The 19,369-nt window shown below is 65.2% G+C and carries 17 protein-coding genes; 7 read left to right on the top strand and 10 right to left on the bottom strand.

All coding sequences use genetic code 11. From position 1 onward, the window contains the following. Positions 1-211: 211 nt before the first annotated feature. The 8 genes from ACXAJV_RS14325 to ACXAJV_RS14360 all read right to left on the bottom strand — a co-directional run bounded on the left by ACXAJV_RS14325 (position 212) and on the right by ACXAJV_RS14360 (position 8,208). A complete protein-coding gene (locus ACXAJV_RS14325; RefSeq protein WP_475086113.1) occupies positions 212-2,206 on the bottom strand; it encodes a TonB-dependent receptor in 1,995 nt (664 codons plus the stop codon). 188 nt (positions 2,207-2,394) lie between these two features. Beyond that, the gene (gene hisIE / locus ACXAJV_RS14330; RefSeq protein WP_475086114.1) at positions 2,395-3,027 is read right to left on the bottom strand and encodes a bifunctional phosphoribosyl-AMP cyclohydrolase/phosphoribosyl-ATP diphosphatase HisIE; all 633 of its coding nucleotides are present in this window, start codon (positions 3,025-3,027) and stop codon (positions 2,395-2,397) included. Then, positions 3,024-3,791 (bottom strand): imidazole glycerol phosphate synthase subunit HisF, encoded by a 768-nt coding sequence (gene hisF, locus ACXAJV_RS14335; RefSeq protein ID WP_475086115.1) that lies wholly within the window; start codon positions 3,789-3,791, stop codon positions 3,024-3,026. The genes hisIE and hisF overlap by 4 nt, the downstream gene beginning before the upstream one ends. Beyond that, positions 3,773-4,507, bottom strand: coding sequence for a 1-(5-phosphoribosyl)-5-[(5-phosphoribosylamino)methylideneamino]imidazole-4-carboxamide isomerase (gene hisA / locus ACXAJV_RS14340; protein ID WP_475086116.1), 735 nt, complete (start codon positions 4,505-4,507; stop codon positions 3,773-3,775). The genes hisF and hisA overlap by 19 nt, the downstream gene beginning before the upstream one ends. Then, a complete protein-coding gene (hisH, locus tag ACXAJV_RS14345) occupies positions 4,504-5,103 on the bottom strand; it encodes an imidazole glycerol phosphate synthase subunit HisH (protein WP_475086117.1) in 600 nt (199 codons plus the stop codon). Before hisH ends, hisA begins: the two co-directional genes overlap by 4 nt. Further along, positions 5,100-6,998: a histidinol dehydrogenase gene (hisD, locus tag ACXAJV_RS14350; RefSeq protein WP_475086118.1), complete on the bottom strand. Its 1,899-nt coding sequence runs from the start codon at positions 6,996-6,998 to the stop codon at positions 5,100-5,102. The genes hisH and hisD overlap by 4 nt, the downstream gene beginning before the upstream one ends. 8 nt (positions 6,999-7,006) lie before the next feature. Further along, entirely contained in the window at positions 7,007-7,894 is an 888-nt protein-coding gene (gene hisG, locus ACXAJV_RS14355; protein ID WP_475086119.1) for an ATP phosphoribosyltransferase, read from the bottom strand. Further along, positions 7,891-8,208 (bottom strand): YerC/YecD family TrpR-related protein, encoded by a 318-nt coding sequence (locus tag ACXAJV_RS14360; protein WP_475086120.1) that lies wholly within the window; start codon positions 8,206-8,208, stop codon positions 7,891-7,893. Before ACXAJV_RS14360 ends, hisG begins: the two co-directional genes overlap by 4 nt. Before the next feature lie 318 nt (positions 8,209-8,526). Between ACXAJV_RS14360 and ACXAJV_RS14365 the strand changes: the two genes are divergently transcribed. The 6 genes from ACXAJV_RS14365 (at position 8,527) to ACXAJV_RS14390 (ending at position 14,682) form a co-directional block, all read left to right on the top strand. Then, positions 8,527-8,829, top strand: coding sequence for an ArsR/SmtB family transcription factor (locus ACXAJV_RS14365; protein WP_475086121.1), 303 nt, complete (start codon positions 8,527-8,529; stop codon positions 8,827-8,829). Between the two features lie 108 nt (positions 8,830-8,937). Beyond that, complete coding sequence (locus tag ACXAJV_RS14370) at positions 8,938-9,804, top strand: MBL fold metallo-hydrolase (RefSeq protein ID WP_475086122.1); 867 nt, start codon at positions 8,938-8,940, stop codon at positions 9,802-9,804. After that, positions 9,794-11,548: a SulP family inorganic anion transporter gene (locus ACXAJV_RS14375; RefSeq protein ID WP_475086123.1), complete on the top strand. Its 1,755-nt coding sequence runs from the start codon at positions 9,794-9,796 to the stop codon at positions 11,546-11,548. Before ACXAJV_RS14370 ends, ACXAJV_RS14375 begins: the two co-directional genes overlap by 11 nt. Positions 11,549-11,637: 89 nt before the next feature. Then, positions 11,638-13,593, top strand: a complete 1,956-nt coding sequence (acs, locus tag ACXAJV_RS14380; protein WP_475086124.1) for an acetate--CoA ligase — start codon at positions 11,638-11,640, stop codon at positions 13,591-13,593. A gap of 76 nt (positions 13,594-13,669) precedes the next feature. Continuing rightward, a complete protein-coding gene (locus tag ACXAJV_RS14385; RefSeq protein WP_475086125.1) occupies positions 13,670-14,191 on the top strand; it encodes a hypothetical protein in 522 nt (173 codons plus the stop codon). A gap of 113 nt (positions 14,192-14,304) precedes the next feature. Further along, a complete protein-coding gene (locus tag ACXAJV_RS14390) occupies positions 14,305-14,682 on the top strand; it encodes a hypothetical protein (protein WP_475086126.1) in 378 nt (125 codons plus the stop codon). 33 nt (positions 14,683-14,715) lie between these two features. Here ACXAJV_RS14390 and aceB read toward each other — a convergent pair whose 3' ends face one another. Next, entirely contained in the window at positions 14,716-16,359 is a 1,644-nt protein-coding gene (gene aceB, locus ACXAJV_RS14395; RefSeq protein WP_475086127.1) for a malate synthase A, read from the bottom strand. Positions 16,360-16,446: 87 nt separating this feature from the next. Then, a complete protein-coding gene (aceA, locus tag ACXAJV_RS14400) occupies positions 16,447-17,736 on the bottom strand; it encodes an isocitrate lyase (protein WP_291888245.1) in 1,290 nt (429 codons plus the stop codon). A 155-nt stretch (positions 17,737-17,891) separates the two neighbouring features. Here aceA and ACXAJV_RS14405 point away from each other — a divergent pair, with 155 nt between their 5' ends. After that, a complete protein-coding gene (locus tag ACXAJV_RS14405) occupies positions 17,892-19,322 on the top strand; it encodes a helix-turn-helix domain-containing protein (RefSeq protein ID WP_475086128.1) in 1,431 nt (476 codons plus the stop codon). Positions 19,323-19,369: the final 47 nt, after the last annotated feature.

Here is a 19,369-nt window from a genome sequence, read left to right on the forward strand (position 1 = left end):
CCCCTTGATGGGGAAGGGGGACCGCGCCGAAGGCGTGGTGGATGGGGTGGGGGCGAGGTATCGGAAATTTCCAGCAAACCTGTCGGCACCGGGATTCACCCCTTCCGACCCCTCCTTCGCCAAGGCTAAGGAGGGCGCACCTTCCCCATCAAGGGGAAGGATGACGCTGTGCTCCATCAGACCCTTCCTTTGGTGCACCACAACCCTCGCCCTACCCCGTCACCCGAATACCCACAGTGACACCGCGCGGTTCGCCGGGGAAGTAGCGGGCATTGCCGAAGGCGTAGTCGGCGCGGTTGGCGTAGGCTTCGCCGGTGAGATTGCGGATGGCGCCGTAGAGGGTTGTGCGGCCGGTGACGCGGTATTGCGCGCGCAGGGTCAAAAGGTCGTGGCCCTCATAGGTGTTCAGATTGCCGGCATCGGTGAAATACGCGCCGACATGGGTCCATTCCAGCGACACGTCCGCCCGGGCCACAGGCGTCCAGGCGAGACGCCCGGTCCACAGCCAGCGCGGCGCCGTGTCGACATCATTGCCGGCGGCGATGCCCTCGCTGGCCGCGCTGACGGGACGGTCGAAGGCATAGGTGTGGCGCGCCCATGTGCCGGTCAGTCCGGCTTCCAGCGCGCCGGTCAGCGGCCAGGCGATATCGAACTCGACACCGTGATGATCGGTGGCGCCGTCGGTGACATTGAACCCGTCGGCATCGCGGAAGAAGACATTGGACTTTTCCATCGCGAAAGCCGTGATCTCGATCCGCCCGGCACCGATATCCTGGCGCCAGCCCAGCTCGGCACTGTCCAGGGTTTCCGGCTCGATCCCGGCAATCGTCTGGCCGGGCTGCAACCGGTAGAGCTCGGCGGTCTGCGGCGCCCTCACCCCGCGCGCAACACGCCCGAATAGTGACGCCTTTTCCGATACTTCAAACAGAAAACCGAAGTCCGGTGCGAAGGTTGTGAAATCATCGCTGCGGTCGGGAAGGCGCAGATAGCGGCCTACCGATCCGTCCGCCAGACGGTTGTCATAGTCAAAGCGTGTCGCCTCCCAGCGGGCGCCGGCAATCAGGCTCAACCGCTCGCTCGCCTGCCAGCGGGCCCGGGCATAAAGCGCGGCCACGCGGGCATTGACGGCATAGTCGTAATGATCGCCCTGGACGAAGGAGAATTGCGTCGGGTTTTCCTGGGTTTCCGACAGCCAGCCGCGCGTCCATTCCAGATCGCTGCCCAGTGTGATCCGCCAGGCGCCGCGCTCGCGATGCAGCGCGCCCTGCACACCCGCCGAACGGTGCCCGCTTTCCTCCAGCGGATCGGTCGGGAAGAAATGCATGCGGAAATCCATCGCATTGGCGCGCCAGTAGGGCGTCAGCGACCAGGTCCAGCCCTCCGCCGCTTCTCCGCGCAGGGCCAGGCTCATCCGGCCGGCGATGGCGTCGCGGAAGGCTTCCGGGTCGCCATTGGCCCGCGCTGTGGCGCGGTCGCGATAATCCGCGGCATAGCCCGCCGTTTCCTGGTTCAGCTGCACCAGGGCGGCGGTGAAGCGCCAGTCGATGCCGCGCGTTTCGCCGTCGGCCCGCACCAGGGCGCGCACATGATCGAGACCGGCTGCCTCGCGCCAGCCCTCCTCGTGGCGGGCAGACACCGCGATGAGGGAGGACACCGTCTCGCCCGGCCGCGCCAGCACGGCCTCGCCGCGATAGCGTCCGAAACTGCCGGCCTCGGCGACAAGGCGCGAGGGCGTTGTGGCCGGGTCGGGCGTGCGCGTATTCACCAGGCCGTGCAGGGCGTTGGAGCCATAGAGCGACGGCCCCGGCCCGCGCAGCACCTCCACCGCACCGGCGAGCGGGCCGATATCCTCGAACAGCCCGTTCACATTGGCAAAGCCCGGCGCGCGCAGGGCAATCCCGTCTTCCAGATAGAGAAAACCGCCCGCCCCGGCCCCGCCCGTCAGGACGGGCGAGCGGATCGCGGTGAGATGCTCCGCACCATTGCCGCGATGGATGAAAACACCGGCTTCCCGGTTGAGCAGTTCGGCCGGATGCTGGGCGGCGATCTCCGCGATCTCCGCCGCACCGATCACGCCGAGCGACAGCACGCTCTCCTGGCGCGCCTCGCCGGTCCGGTCGCCGGTGACGACGATGGCATCCTGGGCGCTGGCGGGCACCGCTGTACCGATTGCAACGACCAGCGCAACAAGCCCGGTTCTGGCCATTTCACGCCTCCCCAAAAATCAGACCAAGGCTTCCCCTGCGTGAGCGGGGGAAGTGGCCGAGCCCGCCCCTCGGGCCGGGTGAGGTCGAAGGGGGTGAGTCGGTGCGCGCTGACGCGCTCTGCGCTGCTAATGCAGCGCCCCCTCAGTCCGCTACGCGGACAGCTCCCCCGCAAGCGGGGCGAGCCCTTCTAGCTCTGCCCCGTCTTTTCCGCACGCACGGCATGGCGCTTGCGCAGCACGCCGACGACGTCCTCGAGCGAGAGGTCGCGGCTTTCCAGCAGCACCATGAGGTGGAAGAGCAGATCGGCAGCTTCGGCTTTCAGCGCGGCCTTGCTTTCCGACACCGCGGCCATGGCCACCTCGACACCCTCTTCGCCGACTTTCTGGGCCGGACGCTTCGGTGCCCGCGCCATCAGCCCGCCGACATAGGAGCCCTTCGGCTTGTCCTTCCGGCGCTTGCGGATGATCGCGCGCAGATGCGCCAGGAAGCCGAGGCCCGGCGCCGGATCATCGCCGAAACAGCTGACCGTGCCGGTATGGCAGGCCGGGCCTTTCGGCTTTACCTCGACCAGCAACGTGTCCTTGTCGCAATCGGCGGCAATGGTCACCAGCTTGAACGTGTTGCCCGAGGTCTCACCCTTCTTCCACAGGCGCTGTTTGGAGCGCGAGAAGAAGTGCACCTTGCCGGTCTCGACCGTCTTCGCCAGCGCCTCTTCATTCATATAGCCCAGCATGAGGACCTGGCGCGTGGCATGATCCTGGACAATGGCCGGAATGAGCCCGTCGGACTTCTTCCAGTCCAGGGTGTTCGCTTCAATCATGGTCTGACCCTGATTCCCTCGGCGGCAAGATAGGCTTTCAGATCGCCTATCTCCATGACCCCTTTGTGAAATACGCTGGCCGCCAGCGCGCCGTCGACATTGGCCAATTCGAACACGGATTTGAAGTGTTCTTTTCGGCCGGCCCCGCCCGATGCGATCAGGGGGGTCGAACAGATCGCCCTCACGGCCGCGAGCTGCTCGATATCATACCCGTCGCGAACGCCATCCATGTCCATGCAGTTGAGCACGACTTCGCCGGCGCCGCGGTCGAGCCCCTCGGCGACCCAGTCCAGCGTGCGGCGTTCATCGGTGCGGGTCTTGTCCGGATCGCCGGTATACTGGTGTACCCGCCATTCGCCCTCGATCTTGCGGCTGTCGACGCCCAGCACGACACACTGGCTGCCGAATTCATGCGCCAGCCGGTCGATCAGGTCCGGGTTTTCCAGCGCCGGGGAATTGATCGAGATCTTGTCGGCGCCGGCGAACAGGCGCGCGCGGGCATCGTCGACACTGCGGATACCGCCGGCGACGCAGAAGGGAATGTCGATCTCCCGCGCCACCCTGCTCACCCATTCCGGCTCCACTGTCGCTCCGCGCGCCGAAGCGGCGATGTCGTAGAAGACCAGCTCATCGGCACCGGCGGCGGAATAGCGGCGGGCGAGATCGACGATCGCGCCGACATCCTCGTGATCGCGGAATTTCACGCCCTTGACGACGCGGCCATCGCGGACATCGAGGCAGGGGATTATCCGTCTTGCGAGCATATCAACGCCTCCGCAAGAGAAAACCGGCCTTCATACAAGGCCTTGCCGGAAATCGCCCCGGCAACACCCGCATCCCGCACCGCCGTGATATCGTCCAGGGATGCAATGCCACCGGAGGCCTGCCAGGCAATGTCACGGAATTGGGCACTTATGTAGCGGTAAAGTCCCACATTCGGGCCAGAAAGGTCACCGTCACGTCCGATATCCGTGACAAGTGCGTGGCGCAATTTCGCCCCGTCATACGCTTTCACAACATCGTCCAGCGTGGTCTCCGCCAGGTCCGTCCAGCCCTTCAATGCCAGGCGATACTGGCCCCCGACCGCCCGCACATCCAGCGCCAGCGTGATGTGTTCGCTGCCATAGCGGGCCAGCCATCCGGACACTTTCTCCGGATCCGTTACCGCAAGGGATCCAACGATCACCCGCTCGACAGCCATCGCCAGAAGATCCTCCACATCCTCGGACGAACGCACCCCGCCGCCGGTCTGCACCCGCAGCCCCGTCCGGCAGATATCGCGGATCGTATCGCTCTGCCGGCGCTGGCCGTCGCGGGCGCCGGACAGATCGACGACATGGATCCAGCTCGCGCCGGCCTCGCCGAACTTTTCGGCCACAGCAACGGGATCGTCGCCATAATCCGTGACGGCGTCGAATTCACCCTTGTGCAGCCGCACCACGCGGCCGTCGAGAAGGTCGATGGCTGGATAGAGGATCACGCCTTGATACTCGCAAAATTGGAAAGGATACGCGCGCCCAAGGCTCCGGAGCGCTCGGGATGAAACTGACAGCCGGAGACCTGCCCCTCGCGCACAATCGCCGAGACCGGGACGCCGTAATCGCACTGGGCCTGCGTCACCCGGCCGGCAGGAGCATAGTAGCCGTGGACGAAATAGGCATGGGATCCGGCCGAAATGCCGGTCAGCAGCGGCTCCCCGACAGCGAACCCCTCCAGCGCATTCCAGCCCATGTGCGGCCAGACCAGCCCGTCCGGACGCGGCAGGCGTTCGACCCGGCCCGGCAGCAGTCCAAGCCCGTCGACATCTCCCTCGGCCGAGTGCTCGAACAGGAGCTGCATGCCCAAGCATATCCCCATCAGCGGCCGGCCGTCCTGCGGCAATGTCTCGGCCCAGCCGCACGCTTTCAGCCGCTCCATGGCCGGGCCTGCCGCGCCGACGCCGGGCAGAATGATGCGGCTACAGTCTGCAGCGTCGGCCGGTTCGGTGACCACAGCATGGTCCAGCCCTGCCCGCTCAAGCGCAAACCGCACCGAGGCGATATTGGCGCAGCCGGTATCGATCAGGGCGATGGTCATGCCAGCATCCCCTTGGTCGAAGGCAGCGCGTCGCCCTCGACCCGTACAGCCTTGCGCAGCGCGCGGCCAAAAGCCTTGAAGCAGGCTTCCACCATGTGGTGGGCATTCTCGCCCTCGACTTTCACATGGATGGCCGCCCCCAGGCTCTCCGCGATGGAGCGGAAGGCATGCGCCGTCATCTCGACCGGAAACTCACCCACGCTCTCGCCGGGGATCTCGCCCTCGAATTTCGCAAACGGCCGGCCAGACAGATCGATCCAGACCGCAGCCCGCGTCTCGTCCATCGGCAATTCGAACCCGAAGCGGGCAAGACCGCGCTTGTCGCGCAGTGCCTCACGCAGCGCCTCGCCGAAGGTCAGGCAGACATCCTCGATCGTGTGGTGGGCATCGATGTGAAGATCGCCCTCGACGGCCACGTCCAGCGCGATCCCGCCATGCCGGGCGACCTGTTCGAGCATGTGATCGAAATAGCCCACCCCGGTGGCGATCCGGCTGGGACCGTCGCGATCGAGATTGACGGTCACGGTGACATCCGTCTCGGCAGTCTTGCGGCGTTTCGTACCCGCGCGCGGACCGCTGGCTACAGCCACGCCTGGCTGAGCCTGAGCCCGTTCGCGGCGCAGACGCATCGCTGTCGCGTGGGCCTCCAGCCCTTCCAGCGCGGCCAGCCGCTCGACAGCGGGGGCCATGGCCGCCGCGCCTTCGGCCGTGGCGCGCAGGATGGTCGTGGTCTTCTGGAAAGCTTCCACCGTCACGCCGCCATAGGCCCGCGCCGCCCCGCTGGTCGGCAGGGTGTGATTGGGACCGGCGGCATAGTCTCCGGCCGCCTCCGGCGTGAAGGCGCCGACAAAGATCGAACCCGCATGCCGGACCAGGCCAACCAGGCGCTCGGCCGCATCGGCCTGCAGGATCAGGTGTTCCGGGGCGTAGGCGTTGGCGATTTCGGCCGCCGCCTCCAGCGTGTCGCAAATAACCGTGCAGGACTTGGCCAGCGCTGCCCGCGCGATTTCAGCTCGTGGCAATTGCGCCAGCTGGGCTTCGGTCGCCGCGATCACGCGGTCACGGGTCACGGTATCGAAGCAGACCAGCACGACCTGCGCCGACGGGTCGTGCTCGGCCTGGCTGAGCAGGTCGCTGGCGACGAGTTCCGCATCAGCGCGTTCGTCGGCAATCACCATCACCTCGCTCGGTCCGGCCGGCAGATCGATCGCAGGCCCGCCCGGCAGTCCGGCAACATAGGATTTGGCGGCGGCGACATAGGCATTGCCGGGCCCGAAAATCTTGTCAGCCCGCGGCAGTCCTGCCGCACCCGTTGCCAGGGCCGCAATCGCCTGGGCCCCGCCGATCGCATAGACCTCGTCAATGCCGAGAATGTCGGCCGTTGCCAGCAAAGCCGGGTTCACCCCGCCCTCACCGGCCGGCGGCGCCACGACGACAATCCGCGGCACACCGGCCAGCTGGGCCGGCACGGCCAGCATGATCAATGTCGAGACAAGCGGCGCGCTGCCAGCGGGCACATAGAGCGCCGCCACATCAACCGGTGTCGCCCGGCGCGAGGCCATGACACCGGGCCAGGTCTCGACGGAATATCCCGAATAGCCCTGGCGAACGTGGAAACGCCGCACAGCGTCCGCTGCCGCCTTCACGGCTTCCACATCAGCCGGATCCATACTCTTGCGCGCTTCGCGCAGCGCCTCGGCCGGCACACGGAAATCGTTCGGCGCGTAGCCGTCCAGCCGGGCGGCATAGGCGCGGACCGCTTCGTCGCCACGCGCCCGCACGGCGTCGACAATCTCGCGCGCGGCCGCATCGGCGGTGCCGGTCTCAACCGGACGCGCAAGCGCCTGACGCCGTTGTGCCGGCGTGGCGTCTTTCCAGATCAGCGTGTCGAGCATGGCGAACCTCAGGCGAGCATTTTCTCGATGGGCAGAACGAGGATGGCGCGCGCGCCCTCCGCTTCCAGGGCTTCCAGGGTTTCCCAGAACACCCGTTCACGGCAGACCGCATGCATGGCCACCACATCATCCCGCCCGGCGACCTGGGCGATGGTCGGCGCGTCGGCACCCGGCAGGAGGGCCCGGATCGCCTCCAGCCTGTCCTTGGGCGCATTGAGCATGATGTATTTAGTCTGCGAGCTGGCGATCACACCCTCGGCCCGGCGCATCAGCACGTTCGCCACCGCATCGGTCTGGGGATCGCGGCCAGCACTGCGCCGGATCAGAACGGCCTCGCTCTCCAGCACGGTCTCGAAAGCCGCCAGCCCGTTCGCCTGCAGCGTCGCACCGGATGAAACGAGATCGCAGATCGCGTCGGCAATGCGCAGGCGCGGCGCGACTTCTACCGAACCGCGCATCTCGACGATTTCAGCCTCAATCCCCCGGTCGCGCAGATACTGTGCGGTGAGCGCGGGATAGGAGGTCGCAACAGCCTTGCCCGCCAGATCGGCAGACGAGCGGATTTCTCCACCCTGTGCAGCAGCCAGTTTCAGCGTGCAGCTGGCAAACCCCAAGCGCAGCGCCACATCCAGCTCACGGGCCCGTCCACCGGCCGCCTGTTCCTCGCGCAGCACATTCTCGCCGACGATGCCGTAATCGCACGCCCCGGACGCCACGAAATTGGGGATGTCGTCATCGCGGACCAGCATAAGGTCGACCGCCATGTTCTCGGCCCGCTGGTGCAACTTGTCCCGGCCATAAGCGAAACGAAGGCCGCAGCGCTTCAACAGGTCCATACCGCCCTCGGCGAGGCGGCCCTTGCTTTGAACGGCGATACGCAGACGCGGGGAAGTCACGATTTCGGCTCCTTGAGGCGGTCGAGAATGGTGCGGTAGCCCTGCCAGGGCTCCTGGCTGAGGAAACGGGCGACCCGGGTCACCGTCGTGGTTGAAGCGCCGGTCATTTCGGCAATCTCGCGATAGGAATGACCGCCCTCGTCCAGCAGCCGCGCCACGCGCCAGCGCTCCACGAGCGTGCGGATCTCGCCTGGCGTCAGCAGATCGCGCAGGAAGCGATCGGCCTCTCGCTCATCGCGCAGGGCGAGCAGCGCCTCGCTAAGCGGCGCCAGATCCGGCGCCGAAGCGCGCGTGTTTTCAGACAGGTCGTCCATGGGTCGGTCTCCTTGGGGGCTGGTATAACGTGTTAGCGCGCTAACACAATAGCTCAGTTCAGTGCGGGGTGCAGTGCAGCTCTCTTTCTTCCCGCATCGCGGGGAAGTGGGCGAGGCAAAGCCTCGGGTCGAAGGGGGCGCGGCCGCAGGCCGCGAACGACCGTCGAGCGAGGCACCGCCATTCCGCCGCGTATCGCGGCGGCCCCTCCCCCGTTTCACGGGTCCCCCTCCCCATGAAATGGGGAGGAAAGCCCCCCTTCCCCCACACCCCGCAATCACCTACACACCCCTGTAGCTACAAATTACTGCAGGAACACCATGCAATACGACGAGATGCGGCCCGTCGCCGAGGAAGTATCCGAGATCATGAAGACCCTCGCCCACCCCAACCGCCTACTGGCCATGTGTGCCATGGTGGAAAAGGAGCGGTCCGTCGGCGAGCTCGCCGAGGCGCTGGACATGCGGGCCCAGGCGATGTCGCAGCAATTGGCGATCCTGCGCAATAAGGGGCTGGTGCGCACGCGGCGCGACGGTCAGACCATCTACTACGCCCTCGCCGACACGCGGCTGGAACACCTGATATCCACCCTCTACGACACCTATTGCCGACCCTCCGGATAGGCTAGACAGTCGCCGCCTGCGACCGCGCGCCGCATAGTTTCATATTTGCATGAATACGCACATAACCTATATCGAGTCCGAGTAATCCGCCAGGAGCCCGCCACCATCATGTCCCAGCTTGCCGTAAAGTCCTTCTTCGACCCGGATACGTTCACGATCTCCTATGTCGTGTCGGATCCCGAGACGGACCGCGCGGCGATCATCGACAGCGTGCTCGATTTCGACCAGGCCTCCGGCCGCACGGCGACCCATTCGGCCAATGCGATCATCGAACATGTGAAAGCAGCCGGCCTGACGGTCGACTGGATCCTGGAAACCCATGTCCACGCCGATCACCTGTCGGCGGCGCCCTATATCCAGAGCCGGCTGGGCGGCAGGATCGGGATTGGCGGCCATGTCACCGACGTCCAGAAAGTCTTCGGCGACCTGTTCGATGCCGGCCCGGATTTCGCCCGCGACGGCTCGCAATTCGGTCATCTCTTCAAGGATGGCGAGACCTTCAAGATCGGCAATATCGAGGCCGAGGCGATGCACACACCGGGCCATACCCCGGCCTGCATGGTCTATCATATCGGCGATGCGGCCTTTGTCGGCGACACGCTGTTCATGCCGGATTTCGGTACGGCCCGCTGCGACTTCCCGGGCGGCGATGCGCGCCAGCTCTATCACTCGGTGCAAAAGATCTACGCCTTGCCGGACGAAACCCGTCTTTTCATGTGCCACGACTACAAGGCGCCGGGCCGCGATTTCTTTGCCTGGGAGAGCACGGTGGCCGAGGAAAAGGCCGGCAATATCCATCTCAATGCCCAGACCAGCGAGGAGGAGTTCGTAACCTGGCGGACCGAGCGTGATGCGACGCTGGATATGCCCCGCCTGATCCTGCCCTCGGTGCAGATCAATATGCGCGCCGGCAATCTGCCCGAGCCGGCCGCCAACGGCGTGCGCTATCTCAAACTGCCGATCGATGCGGTCTGACACCTTCATCGATCGCGCCGCCCGTTTCCTGCCGGGTCTCGGCTGGCTGAAAACCTATGACCGCGCGACGCTGAGCGCGGATGCACTGGCGAGCGTGGTCACCGCCATCCTGCTGATCCCGCAGAGCCTGGCCTATGCGCTGCTGGCGGGGCTGCCGGCGCAGGCAGGGCTCTACGCGTCCATCGCCCCGCTGATCGCCTATGCCCTGTTCGGGTCGAGTCGCGTACTCGCGGTCGGTCCTGTTGCCGTCGTTTCGCTGATGACGGCCGCCGCTGTCGGCTCGCTTGGCCTCGACAACCCCGCCGACCAAATCGCTGCGGCCGGGGCGCTGGCGCTCCTCTCGAGCCTCTTTCTCCTGCTGTTCGGCGTATTTCGCCTCGGCAGTGTCGCGAATTTCCTCAGCCGACCGGTGGTGGACGCCTTCATCACCGCTTCAACCGTGTTGATCATTGCCAGCCAGCTGCGTCACATGCTGGGGATCGACATGCATGGTGCGACCCTGCCTGAACTGGTGATGACCTTCGCCCAGGACCTCGCCGGCTTTGACGGGATCGCGCTGCTGGTGGGCGGAGCCAGCCTGGCTTTCCTGTTGATGGCGCGGAGTGTCCTGCCGGCCCTGCTGCAGCGCATCGGCCTGGACCAGGCCCTGAGCGACAGCCTGGTGCGCGCAGCGCCAGCTGCCCTGGTTGCCGCGGCGACAATCGCCGCGTGGTCCCTGCACCTCAACGAACAGACCGGCCTCGCGATCGTCGGCAGCCTGCCCTCCGGCCTGCCGCCGCTGCAATTCCCGACGGTCGATCTCCAGACCTGGCGTGCCCTGCTCGGTCCGGCAGCCCTGATCTCGCTGATCGGTTTCGTCGAGAGCGTCTCGGTCGGCCAGTCTCTGGCCGCCAAGCACCGCGAACACATCCAGCCCAATCGCGAGCTTTTCGGCCTGGGCGCGGCCAATGCCGCAGCGGCGCTGACCGGCGGCTATCCGGTGACGGGCGGCTTCGCACGCTCGGTCGTCAACGAGACCGCCGGTGCCCGCACACCCTATGCCGGCGTTTTCACGGCGCTGCTCATCCTGCTCGTCGCAGCCTTCCTCACCCCGGCCTTTCACCATCTGCCCAAGGCCACGCTCGCTGCGACCATCCTGGCAGCGATCTGGAAACTCGCGGACTTCAAGGGCGCCTGGCACGCCTGGACCTATTCCCGCTCCGATGGTGCGGCGGCCTTCCTGACCCTGTTCGGCGTGCTCTTCCTGGGTATCGAGTTCGGCCTGACCCTGGGCGTTGCCGTCTCGGTCGGCCTGGTGCTCCAGCGCACCATGCGGCCGCACTGGGCCCGGCTGGGACAGGTGCCGGGCACGCATCATTTCCGCAATGTCGACCGGCATGATGTGATCGTCTCGCCGCACGTGGTCTCGCTGCGGATCGACAGCGCGCTCTACTTTGCCAATGCGCGCTTCCTCGAAGAGTTGATCGCACGGATCGCAGCAGGCGAGCCGGAGATGACCGATCTCGTCCTGATGTTCCCCGCCGTGAATTTCGTTGATGCGAGCGCGCTCGGCAGTCTGCGCACCATCAATGCCCGGCTTCAGGAAGCGGGCATCCGCCTGCACCTGTCCGAAGTGAAGGGCCCGGTCGCCGACGGGCTTATCAAGGCCGGCCTGTTCGACGAATTGTCCGGCCAGGTCTTCCTGTCCCACTACGCCGCCCTGCGCACCCTCGACCCGGCGACCACGCTGCGCGCCGAGGGATAGTTCGGCACCGGCAATTGCGCACGACCGGCAACGCGTTATCGTGCATCCCAACAATCACAATCTGCCAAGAACGCCCGGGGAGTGCCCTCATGTCCCATCACGATCCCGACGAAATCTACCCGGTCCCGGAAGGCCGCGCCGAAACCGCGCTGATCAATGCGGAACGCTATACGCAGATGTATCGCCGCTCGCTTGAGGATCCGGACGGGTTCTGGCGCGAGGAGGCGCGGCGGATCGACTGGATCACGCCCTTCACGGAAATCTCCGACGTGTCCTGGGACAAGGACGATCTGCACATCCGCTGGTTTGCCGACGGCAAGCTGAACGCCTCGGCCAACTGTATCGACCGCCACCTCGCCGAACGCGCCGACGAGACGGTGATCCTTTGGGAGGGCGACGATCCGGCTGACGACAAGGCGATTACCTACCGCCAGCTGCACGAGGCTGTGTGCCGCCTGGCCAACGGGCTGAAATCCATCGGCGTCCAGAAGGGCGACCGGGTCACGATCTACATGCCGATGATCCCGGAGGCTGCCTACGCCATGCTGGCCTGTGCCCGGATCGGCGCGGTCCATTCGGTCGTGTTCGGCGGCTTCTCGCCGGACGCGCTGGCGGGCCGGATTTCCGATTGCGAGAGCCGCTTCGTGATCACGGCTGATGAAGGCCTGCGCGGCGGCAAGACAATTCCGCTGAAGGCCAATGTCGACAAGGCGGTTGAGAGCGCCGGCGATGTCGACCAGGTGATCGTCGTCCGCCGCACCGGCGCCGAAATCGCTTGGGACGGGACCCGCGATGTGGACTACGCCACGCTGGTCGCGGGACAGGATGCGAACTGCGATCCGGAACCGATGAACGCCGAGGATCCGCTCTTCATCCTCTACACCTCCGGCTCGACCGGCAAACCCAAGGGCGTGCTGCACACGACAGGCGGCTACATGGTCTGGGCGTCGATGACGCATGAATACGTATTCGACTACCGGCCGGGCGAAATCTACTGGTGCACGGCCGATGTCGGCTGGGTGACGGGGCACACCTATATCGTCTACGGCCCGCTGGCGAACGGCGCGACGACGCTGATGTTCGAGGGCGTACCAACCTGGCCGGGGCCGGACCGGTTCTGGCAGGTGATCGACAAGCACAAGGTCAACACTTTCTACACCGCCCCGACTGCCATCCGCGCCCTGATGCGCGAGGGCGATGAACCCGTGAAGAAGCATTCGCGCGCCTCGCTGCGTTTGCTGGGTACGGTGGGCGAGCCGATCAATCCGGAAGCCTGGTGCTGGTATTACCGCGTGGTCGGCGACGAACGCTGTCCGATCGTGGATACCTGGTGGCAGACCGAGACAGGCGGCGCACTGATCACCCCCCTGCCCGGTGCAACCGAGATGAAGCCGGGTTCCGCGACACGGCCCTTCTTCGGGGTCGAACCGGCCCTGATGGATGCCGGGGGCAACCGCCTCGCCGACAATGGCGCAGCCGAGGGCAATCTTGTGATTGCCCGCTCCTGGCCCGGCCAGATGCGCACCGTCTATGGCGATCACCAGCGCTTTATCGATACCTATTTCACCGCCTATCCGGGCTATTACTTCACCGGCGACGGTGCCCGGCGCGACGCCGAAGACTATTGGTGGATAACCGGCCGGGTCGACGATGTGCTGAATGTGTCCGGCCACCGGCTCGGCACGGCGGAAATCGAGAGCGCGCTGGTCTCCCATGACGATATCGCGGAAGCCGCCGTGGTCGGCTATCCCCATGATGTGAAGGGCCAGGGCATCTATTGCTACGTCACCCTGATGGGCGGGCGCAAAGCCGAGAACGAGGATGTCGCCGAGATCAAGGCCTGGGTGCGCCAGGAGATCGGGCCGGTAGCAACGCCGGACCTGATCCAGTTCGCACCCAGCCTGCCCAAGACTCGCTCGGGCAAGATCATGCGGCGCATCCTGCGCAAGATCGCGGAGAACGACTTCTCCAATCTGGGCGACACCTCCACCCTGGCGGATCCGTCCGTGGTGGAGGATCTGATCGAGAACCGGAAGAACCGCTAGCCCCCTCGCCTCTCGCCGTTGCCGGGGAAACCGGCTATAGCGGACGCGGGGCATCGCAGTGACCGGAGTTCAAGCCTTGCGTATTCGACTTGCCGTCCTCACCACCGGAGCCACCGCGCTGCTTGCCGGCTGTGCCACGGAGACCGTTCCTGCCTGCCGGGCCCCTCAATCTTACGAGATGGCAGCCTTTTCCGGCGTGATCAGTCACAATCCCAATGCCCTGGCGACAGCGACGGCGCCGGGCGCCCTGCGCAACGCGCTGATCAGCGGCTCGCCGGCTGTGCGCGGACATTTGTGGGGCTATGGCGGCATCACTGACGGTACGGTGGTCGGCATCCTGTCCCAACCACCGCTCTGCATCATTGACGATCCGTCGGCCCCGGACAGCGAGACGGTGCGGCAAGTTCTGGTCTACCCGCACAGCCGGTTCGACCGCGTATCACCGGCGGCGGAAACCCCGCTCGCCGATGCCCCGCCACCCTATGGCGTCTCCCGGCGTGACTATCTCTCCTGCCGTTTCGAGATGACGGCGGAAGGCTGGAAGCTTGCGGACCTGTGCGGATATACACGCCCGGTTGCAAGCGCCGTCACGGGCTAGAATTACGGGCTGAGATGCGTAGCCGCCGGGCTGCGCCACGGCCTTCCCCGACTCGGCATGGCGCTGTTACCGACGATACCGCCCTAGCGGCGTGTAGCGTTTTGGTGAGTGCCATGCCCGTCATCCTGGAAACCGGTTCTCCGGCCAGTCTTCTTCTTGTCCGTTTTTCCGGGACACTGACACCCGACGGGGTTGCCGGAGACCTGGCGCGCATCTCGGAAGAGAGCGCAGCTTATTCGGCCCTGCTCGCCGACTGGCGCGATGCCGAGATCAGCCTGTCGACGATCGAGTTCATGACATTGACCGATGACTGGTTCCGCATGCCGGCGGCCCGCCTGAAAGCCGCCCATATCTTCCATGCCGAGCGCCACAAGGACCAGGCCATGCTGTTCCAGACCAAGGGCTTTCTGGTCGGCGGCCAGTTCCGGGTCTTCTCCGAATACGGCGAAGCCCGATCCTGGCTTGAAACCTGGACCGGGCCCCGCTCCTGAGACGACCAACCGTCATCAGCTCTTGTTATTCACTCAATCCTCGAACTCCATCAGACGCATCGGTGCCTTGAGCTCTGCCGTAACCCGGTCATAGGCCGGCAGGGTCAGGAATTCGGTGAACTCGTCCGAAAGGACCAGGTCGGAGAGGATGTCTGCTGCCGTCTGGATCCGGTCGCACAGCTCGTCCTGGCCGGGCACTTCGTCCTGAATGGCCGCACAGATGTCAGCGATCTTGTTTTCCAGGAAGGCCGCAGTGATCGCGGTGCCCTCCTTCGTGGACTTGTCGAAACGGCGCCATTGCCACAGCTGGGCGCGGGCGATCTCGGCGGTCGCCGCATCCTCCATCAGGTTGCGGATCGGCACGGCACCGCGACCGCCCAGCCAGGCAGCGATATAGCGGATGGCAACGTCGATATTGTCGCCGACGCCATGATCGGTGATCTCGCCCTCCGGCGCCGCCAGCAATTGCTGTGTCGTCACCGGCAGATCATGCGGGTCGGCCGGACGATTGATCTGGTTCGGCCCTTTCATGTGCTGATCGAAGACTTCCATCGCGACGGGCACGAGGTCCGGGTGGGCCACCCAGGTGCCGTCATGGCCGTTCTTTACTTCGCGCAGCTTGTCCTGGCGCACCTGTTCGGTGGCCGCGGCATTGGCCTTTTCATCGCCCTTGACCGGGATGAAGGCCGACATGCCGCCCATGGCGTGTGCCCCCCGGCGATGGCAGACCGAAATCACCCGGCGCGAATAGGCCGCCATGAAGGGCACGGTCATGGTCACCGCCGAGCGGTCCGGCAGGACATGTTCAGCACGTGACCGCAGGCGCTTGATATAGCTGAAGATATAGTCCCAGCGGCCGCAATTGAGACCGACGATGTGGTCCTTCAGCTCGTAGAGGATCTCGTCCAATTCGAAAGCCGCCGGCAGCGTCTCGATCAGCACCGTGGCGCGCAGCGTGCCGCGCTCCAGGCCCAGCTCGTCCTCGGCATGCTGGAAGACCAGGCTCCACAGACGCGCTTCCAGACGGCTTTCCAGCTTGGGCAGGTAGAAGTATGGCGCGGTGCCACGCTCCTTCAGCGCCTCGTGATTGTGGAAGACGTAGAGACCGAAATCGAACAGCGAGCCGGACAGGGCGTGGCCGTTGATATGGACGTGACGTTCGTCGAGATGCCAGCCGCGCGGGCGGACGATCAGCACCGCCGCGTCGTCATTGACCTGGTAGCGCTTGCCGGATTTCTCGTCGGTAAAGTCGATCTCGCGGCGATTCGCGTCGCGCAGATTGATCTGGCCGTCGAGCAGGTTGGACCAAAGCGGCGCGGTCGCGTCCTCGAAATCCGCCATGAAGCATTTGGCGCCGGAATTGAGGGCATTCACCACCATCTTGCGGTCAACCGGTCCGGTAATTTCCACCCGGCGGTCCTGCAGATCGGCAGGCGCGGGACGCACGGTCCACTCGCCGGCCCGGATATCGGCCGTCTCGTGGGGGAACATCAAGAGCGCGCCCTGATCGAGCTCGGCCTGGCGTTCCTTGCGGTAGCGCAGCAGGGACTGGCGGCGCTTCTCGAACCGGCGGTGCAGGCCGGCCAGGAAGTTCAGCGCTTCATGGGTAAGGATGTCGCCATAGCCGGGCTCGAGATGGCCCAGAACTTCGACGCCGGACGGTGCAATGAGTGTCATGGCTTGCTCCTGTGGGGTTGGAGGCAGTTCCGGGGTGCGCCTTGGGGATGCGCACCCCGGTGTACAGGCTCGGGCAGGGCCTGCGCTCTATTCGGCAGCGTGGAACTGCGCGGTCTCGGTCGAAGCGCCCATCGCCGTGGTCGACGAGGTGCCGCCCGAAATGGCCAGGTTCACCTTGTCGAAATAGCCCGTGCCCACTTCGCGCTGGTGGCGCGTGGCGGTGTAGCCATCGGCTTCAGACGCAAACTCGGCCTGCTGCAGTTCGGAATAGGCGCCCATGCCACGGTCGCGGTAGCCGGAAGCCAGCTGGAACATGCCGTGGTTGAGCTGGTGGAAGCCGGCCAGGGTGACGAACTGGAACTTGTAGCCCATCGCGCCCAGCTCACGCTGGTAGGTCTCGATCGTGGCCTTGTCGAGATTGGCCTCCCAGTTGAAGGAGGGCGAGCAGTTATAGGCCATCATCTTGCCCGGATAGGCCTTCTGGACCGCCTCGGCAAAGCGCTTGGCCTCGTCCAGGTTCGGCTTGGAGGTTTCCCACCACAACAGGTCAGCCACCTTGGCATAAGCCAGACCGCGCTTGATGCAGTGATCGACGCCCATACCTTCCTTCAGACGGAAGAAGCCTTCCGGCGTGCGGCCGGCATCGAAATCGATGAATTCATGATCGCGCTCGTCGATATCGGAATTGATCAGCGTCGCCGATTCCGCATCGGTGCGGGCGACGGTAATCGTCGACACACCCATCACATCGGCAGCGAGACGCGCTGCAGCGAGATTGCGCTCATGCTGGCTGGTCGGGATCAGGACCTTGCCGCCCAGGTGACCGCACTTCTTTTCAGCTGCGACCTGATCTTCGAAGTGGACGCCGGAAGCGCCCGCCTCGATGAAGGCCTTCATGATCTCGAAGCAGTTCAGCGTGCCGCCGAAACCGGCTTCCGCGTCCGCCACGATCGGGGCAAACCAGTCGCGGCTCGGCTTGCCGTTTTCCGACACTTCGATCTGGTCTGCGCGCTGCAGGGTGCGATTGATCTTCTTGGCCAGTTCCGGCGCGGAATTAGCCGGATAGAGCGACTGGTCCGGATACATGGCGCCAGCGGTGTTGGCGTCGGCGGCAACCTGCCAGCCCGACAGATAGATCGCCTTCAGGCCAGCCCGGACCATCTGCATGGCCTGATTGCCCGACAGGGCACCCAGCGCGTTGATGTAGGGCTCGGTCTTGAGCAGCTCCCACAGCTTCACCGCACCGCGCTCGGCCAGCGTGTGCTGGATCTGCACGGAACCGCGCAGCTTGGCGACGTCTTCGGGCGTGTAGGGACGCTCGATACCGTCGAAACGGCCTTCCGGAGCACTCGGAACCAGATCCTTGAAAGTCGTCATTCTCGTCTCCCTGATGGGTTGGGGCAGATGCCTGTTGCGTTGCAACCAAGCTGTCAAACGGCAGGGATGGTGTCGATATGGCTTTTCCTATAAAGAGGATGGCATGTATGATAATTACATTGTAACGATGTCACTTTGTAAATTTGAGCACAAAAATGAATGACGGACAGGGCCTCGAGAAGATCTTTGCCGGCGCGCGCCTGCGGCGATTGCGTCGTGAACGCGGACTGACACAGGCCGAAGCTGCCGAAGCGCTGGGCCTGTCAGCCAGCTATCTCAACCTGCTGGAACGCAATCAGCGGCCGGTGACGGCCCGCGTCCTGCTGGCCCTCGCCGACGCTTTCGATGTCGATGTGCGCGCCTTTGCCAATGAGAGCGACCGTCAGCTTGTCGCAGACCTACAGGAAGCGGCCGCCGACCCCGTCCTTTCGGGCCTGGGCATGGACCGGATGGAATTGTCCGAGTTTGCCGACAGCCAGCCGCGCGCGGCCGAAGCCTTTGCCCGTCTTTTCCAGGCCTATCGCGAAACCACGGCGGCCACCGCCGACCTTGCCACGCGCATGTCGGGGCCGGGCGCTGCGACCGGTGGCCCCGGTGCCGTGCTGGAAAGCGTGCGCGATGCGCTGGATGCCCGCCACAACCACTTTCCTGAACTTGAGGAGGCCGCCGAAGCGCTCGTCGAGCGGATCGGTTTGCGTACCCACCGGCGCGAACAGCAACTGGCTGATTACCTGCAACATACCCATGGCTTCACCATGCGCGTGCTGGACGAAGACATCATGGCAGGCGCGCGCCGCCGCCTCGATTTTCACGGCCGGCGCCTGTTGCTCTCCGAAGCCCTCTCTGCAGGCTCGCGCGCCTTTCATATGGCGGTCGTCCTGGCCAATCTCGAACTCGGCGATTTGCTGGATAAACTGTCTGCCGAGCCTCACCTGCCGGCCGAGGAAGGCCGCAAGCTCTACCGTGTCGGTCTGGCCAACTATTTCGCCGGCGCAGTTCACATGCCCTATGCGCCCTTCCTGAAGACCGCCGAGGACACGCGCTACGATATCGATCGGCTGCAGCGGCGCTTCGAGGTCAGTTTCGAACAGATCTGCCATCGCCTGACAACGCTTCAGCGGCCCGGCGCCCGAGGCTTGCCCTTCTTCATGATCCGTGTCGACAGCGCGGGGAATGTGTCCAAGCGGTTCGGCGGCGGTATCATGCCGTTTGCCAGGTCCGGCGGGGGATGCCCGAAATGGAATCTCTATGACGCCCTGCACACGCCCGAACGCCTGATCGCCCAGACCTTCGAACTGCCCGACGGCACGGCGATGCTCTCCCTCGCCCGCGGGCAGATATCGCCCGCCCCGGCCGGACACCCGCCGGTCGTCCATGCCATCGCGCTGGGATGCGCCCTCGAGCATGCGCCGAAAATCATCCATGCCGACGCGGTCGCCAGCGCCGAACCGGCCGCCGTCGGCATAACCTGCCGCCTGTGCGACCGGGAAGACTGTGCCCAGCGCGCCTTCCCGCCGCTCAACCGCAAACTCGTGCTCGACAGCCACATGCTGCGCGCCTCGCCCTACAGCTTCAACGAGGACTGAGCCGGTTTTGCGCTGCACACGCTGGCGGCGTGGAGTAATCTGCCCGA

This window comes from Maricaulis sp. ABE4_448 (assembly GCF_056160825.1).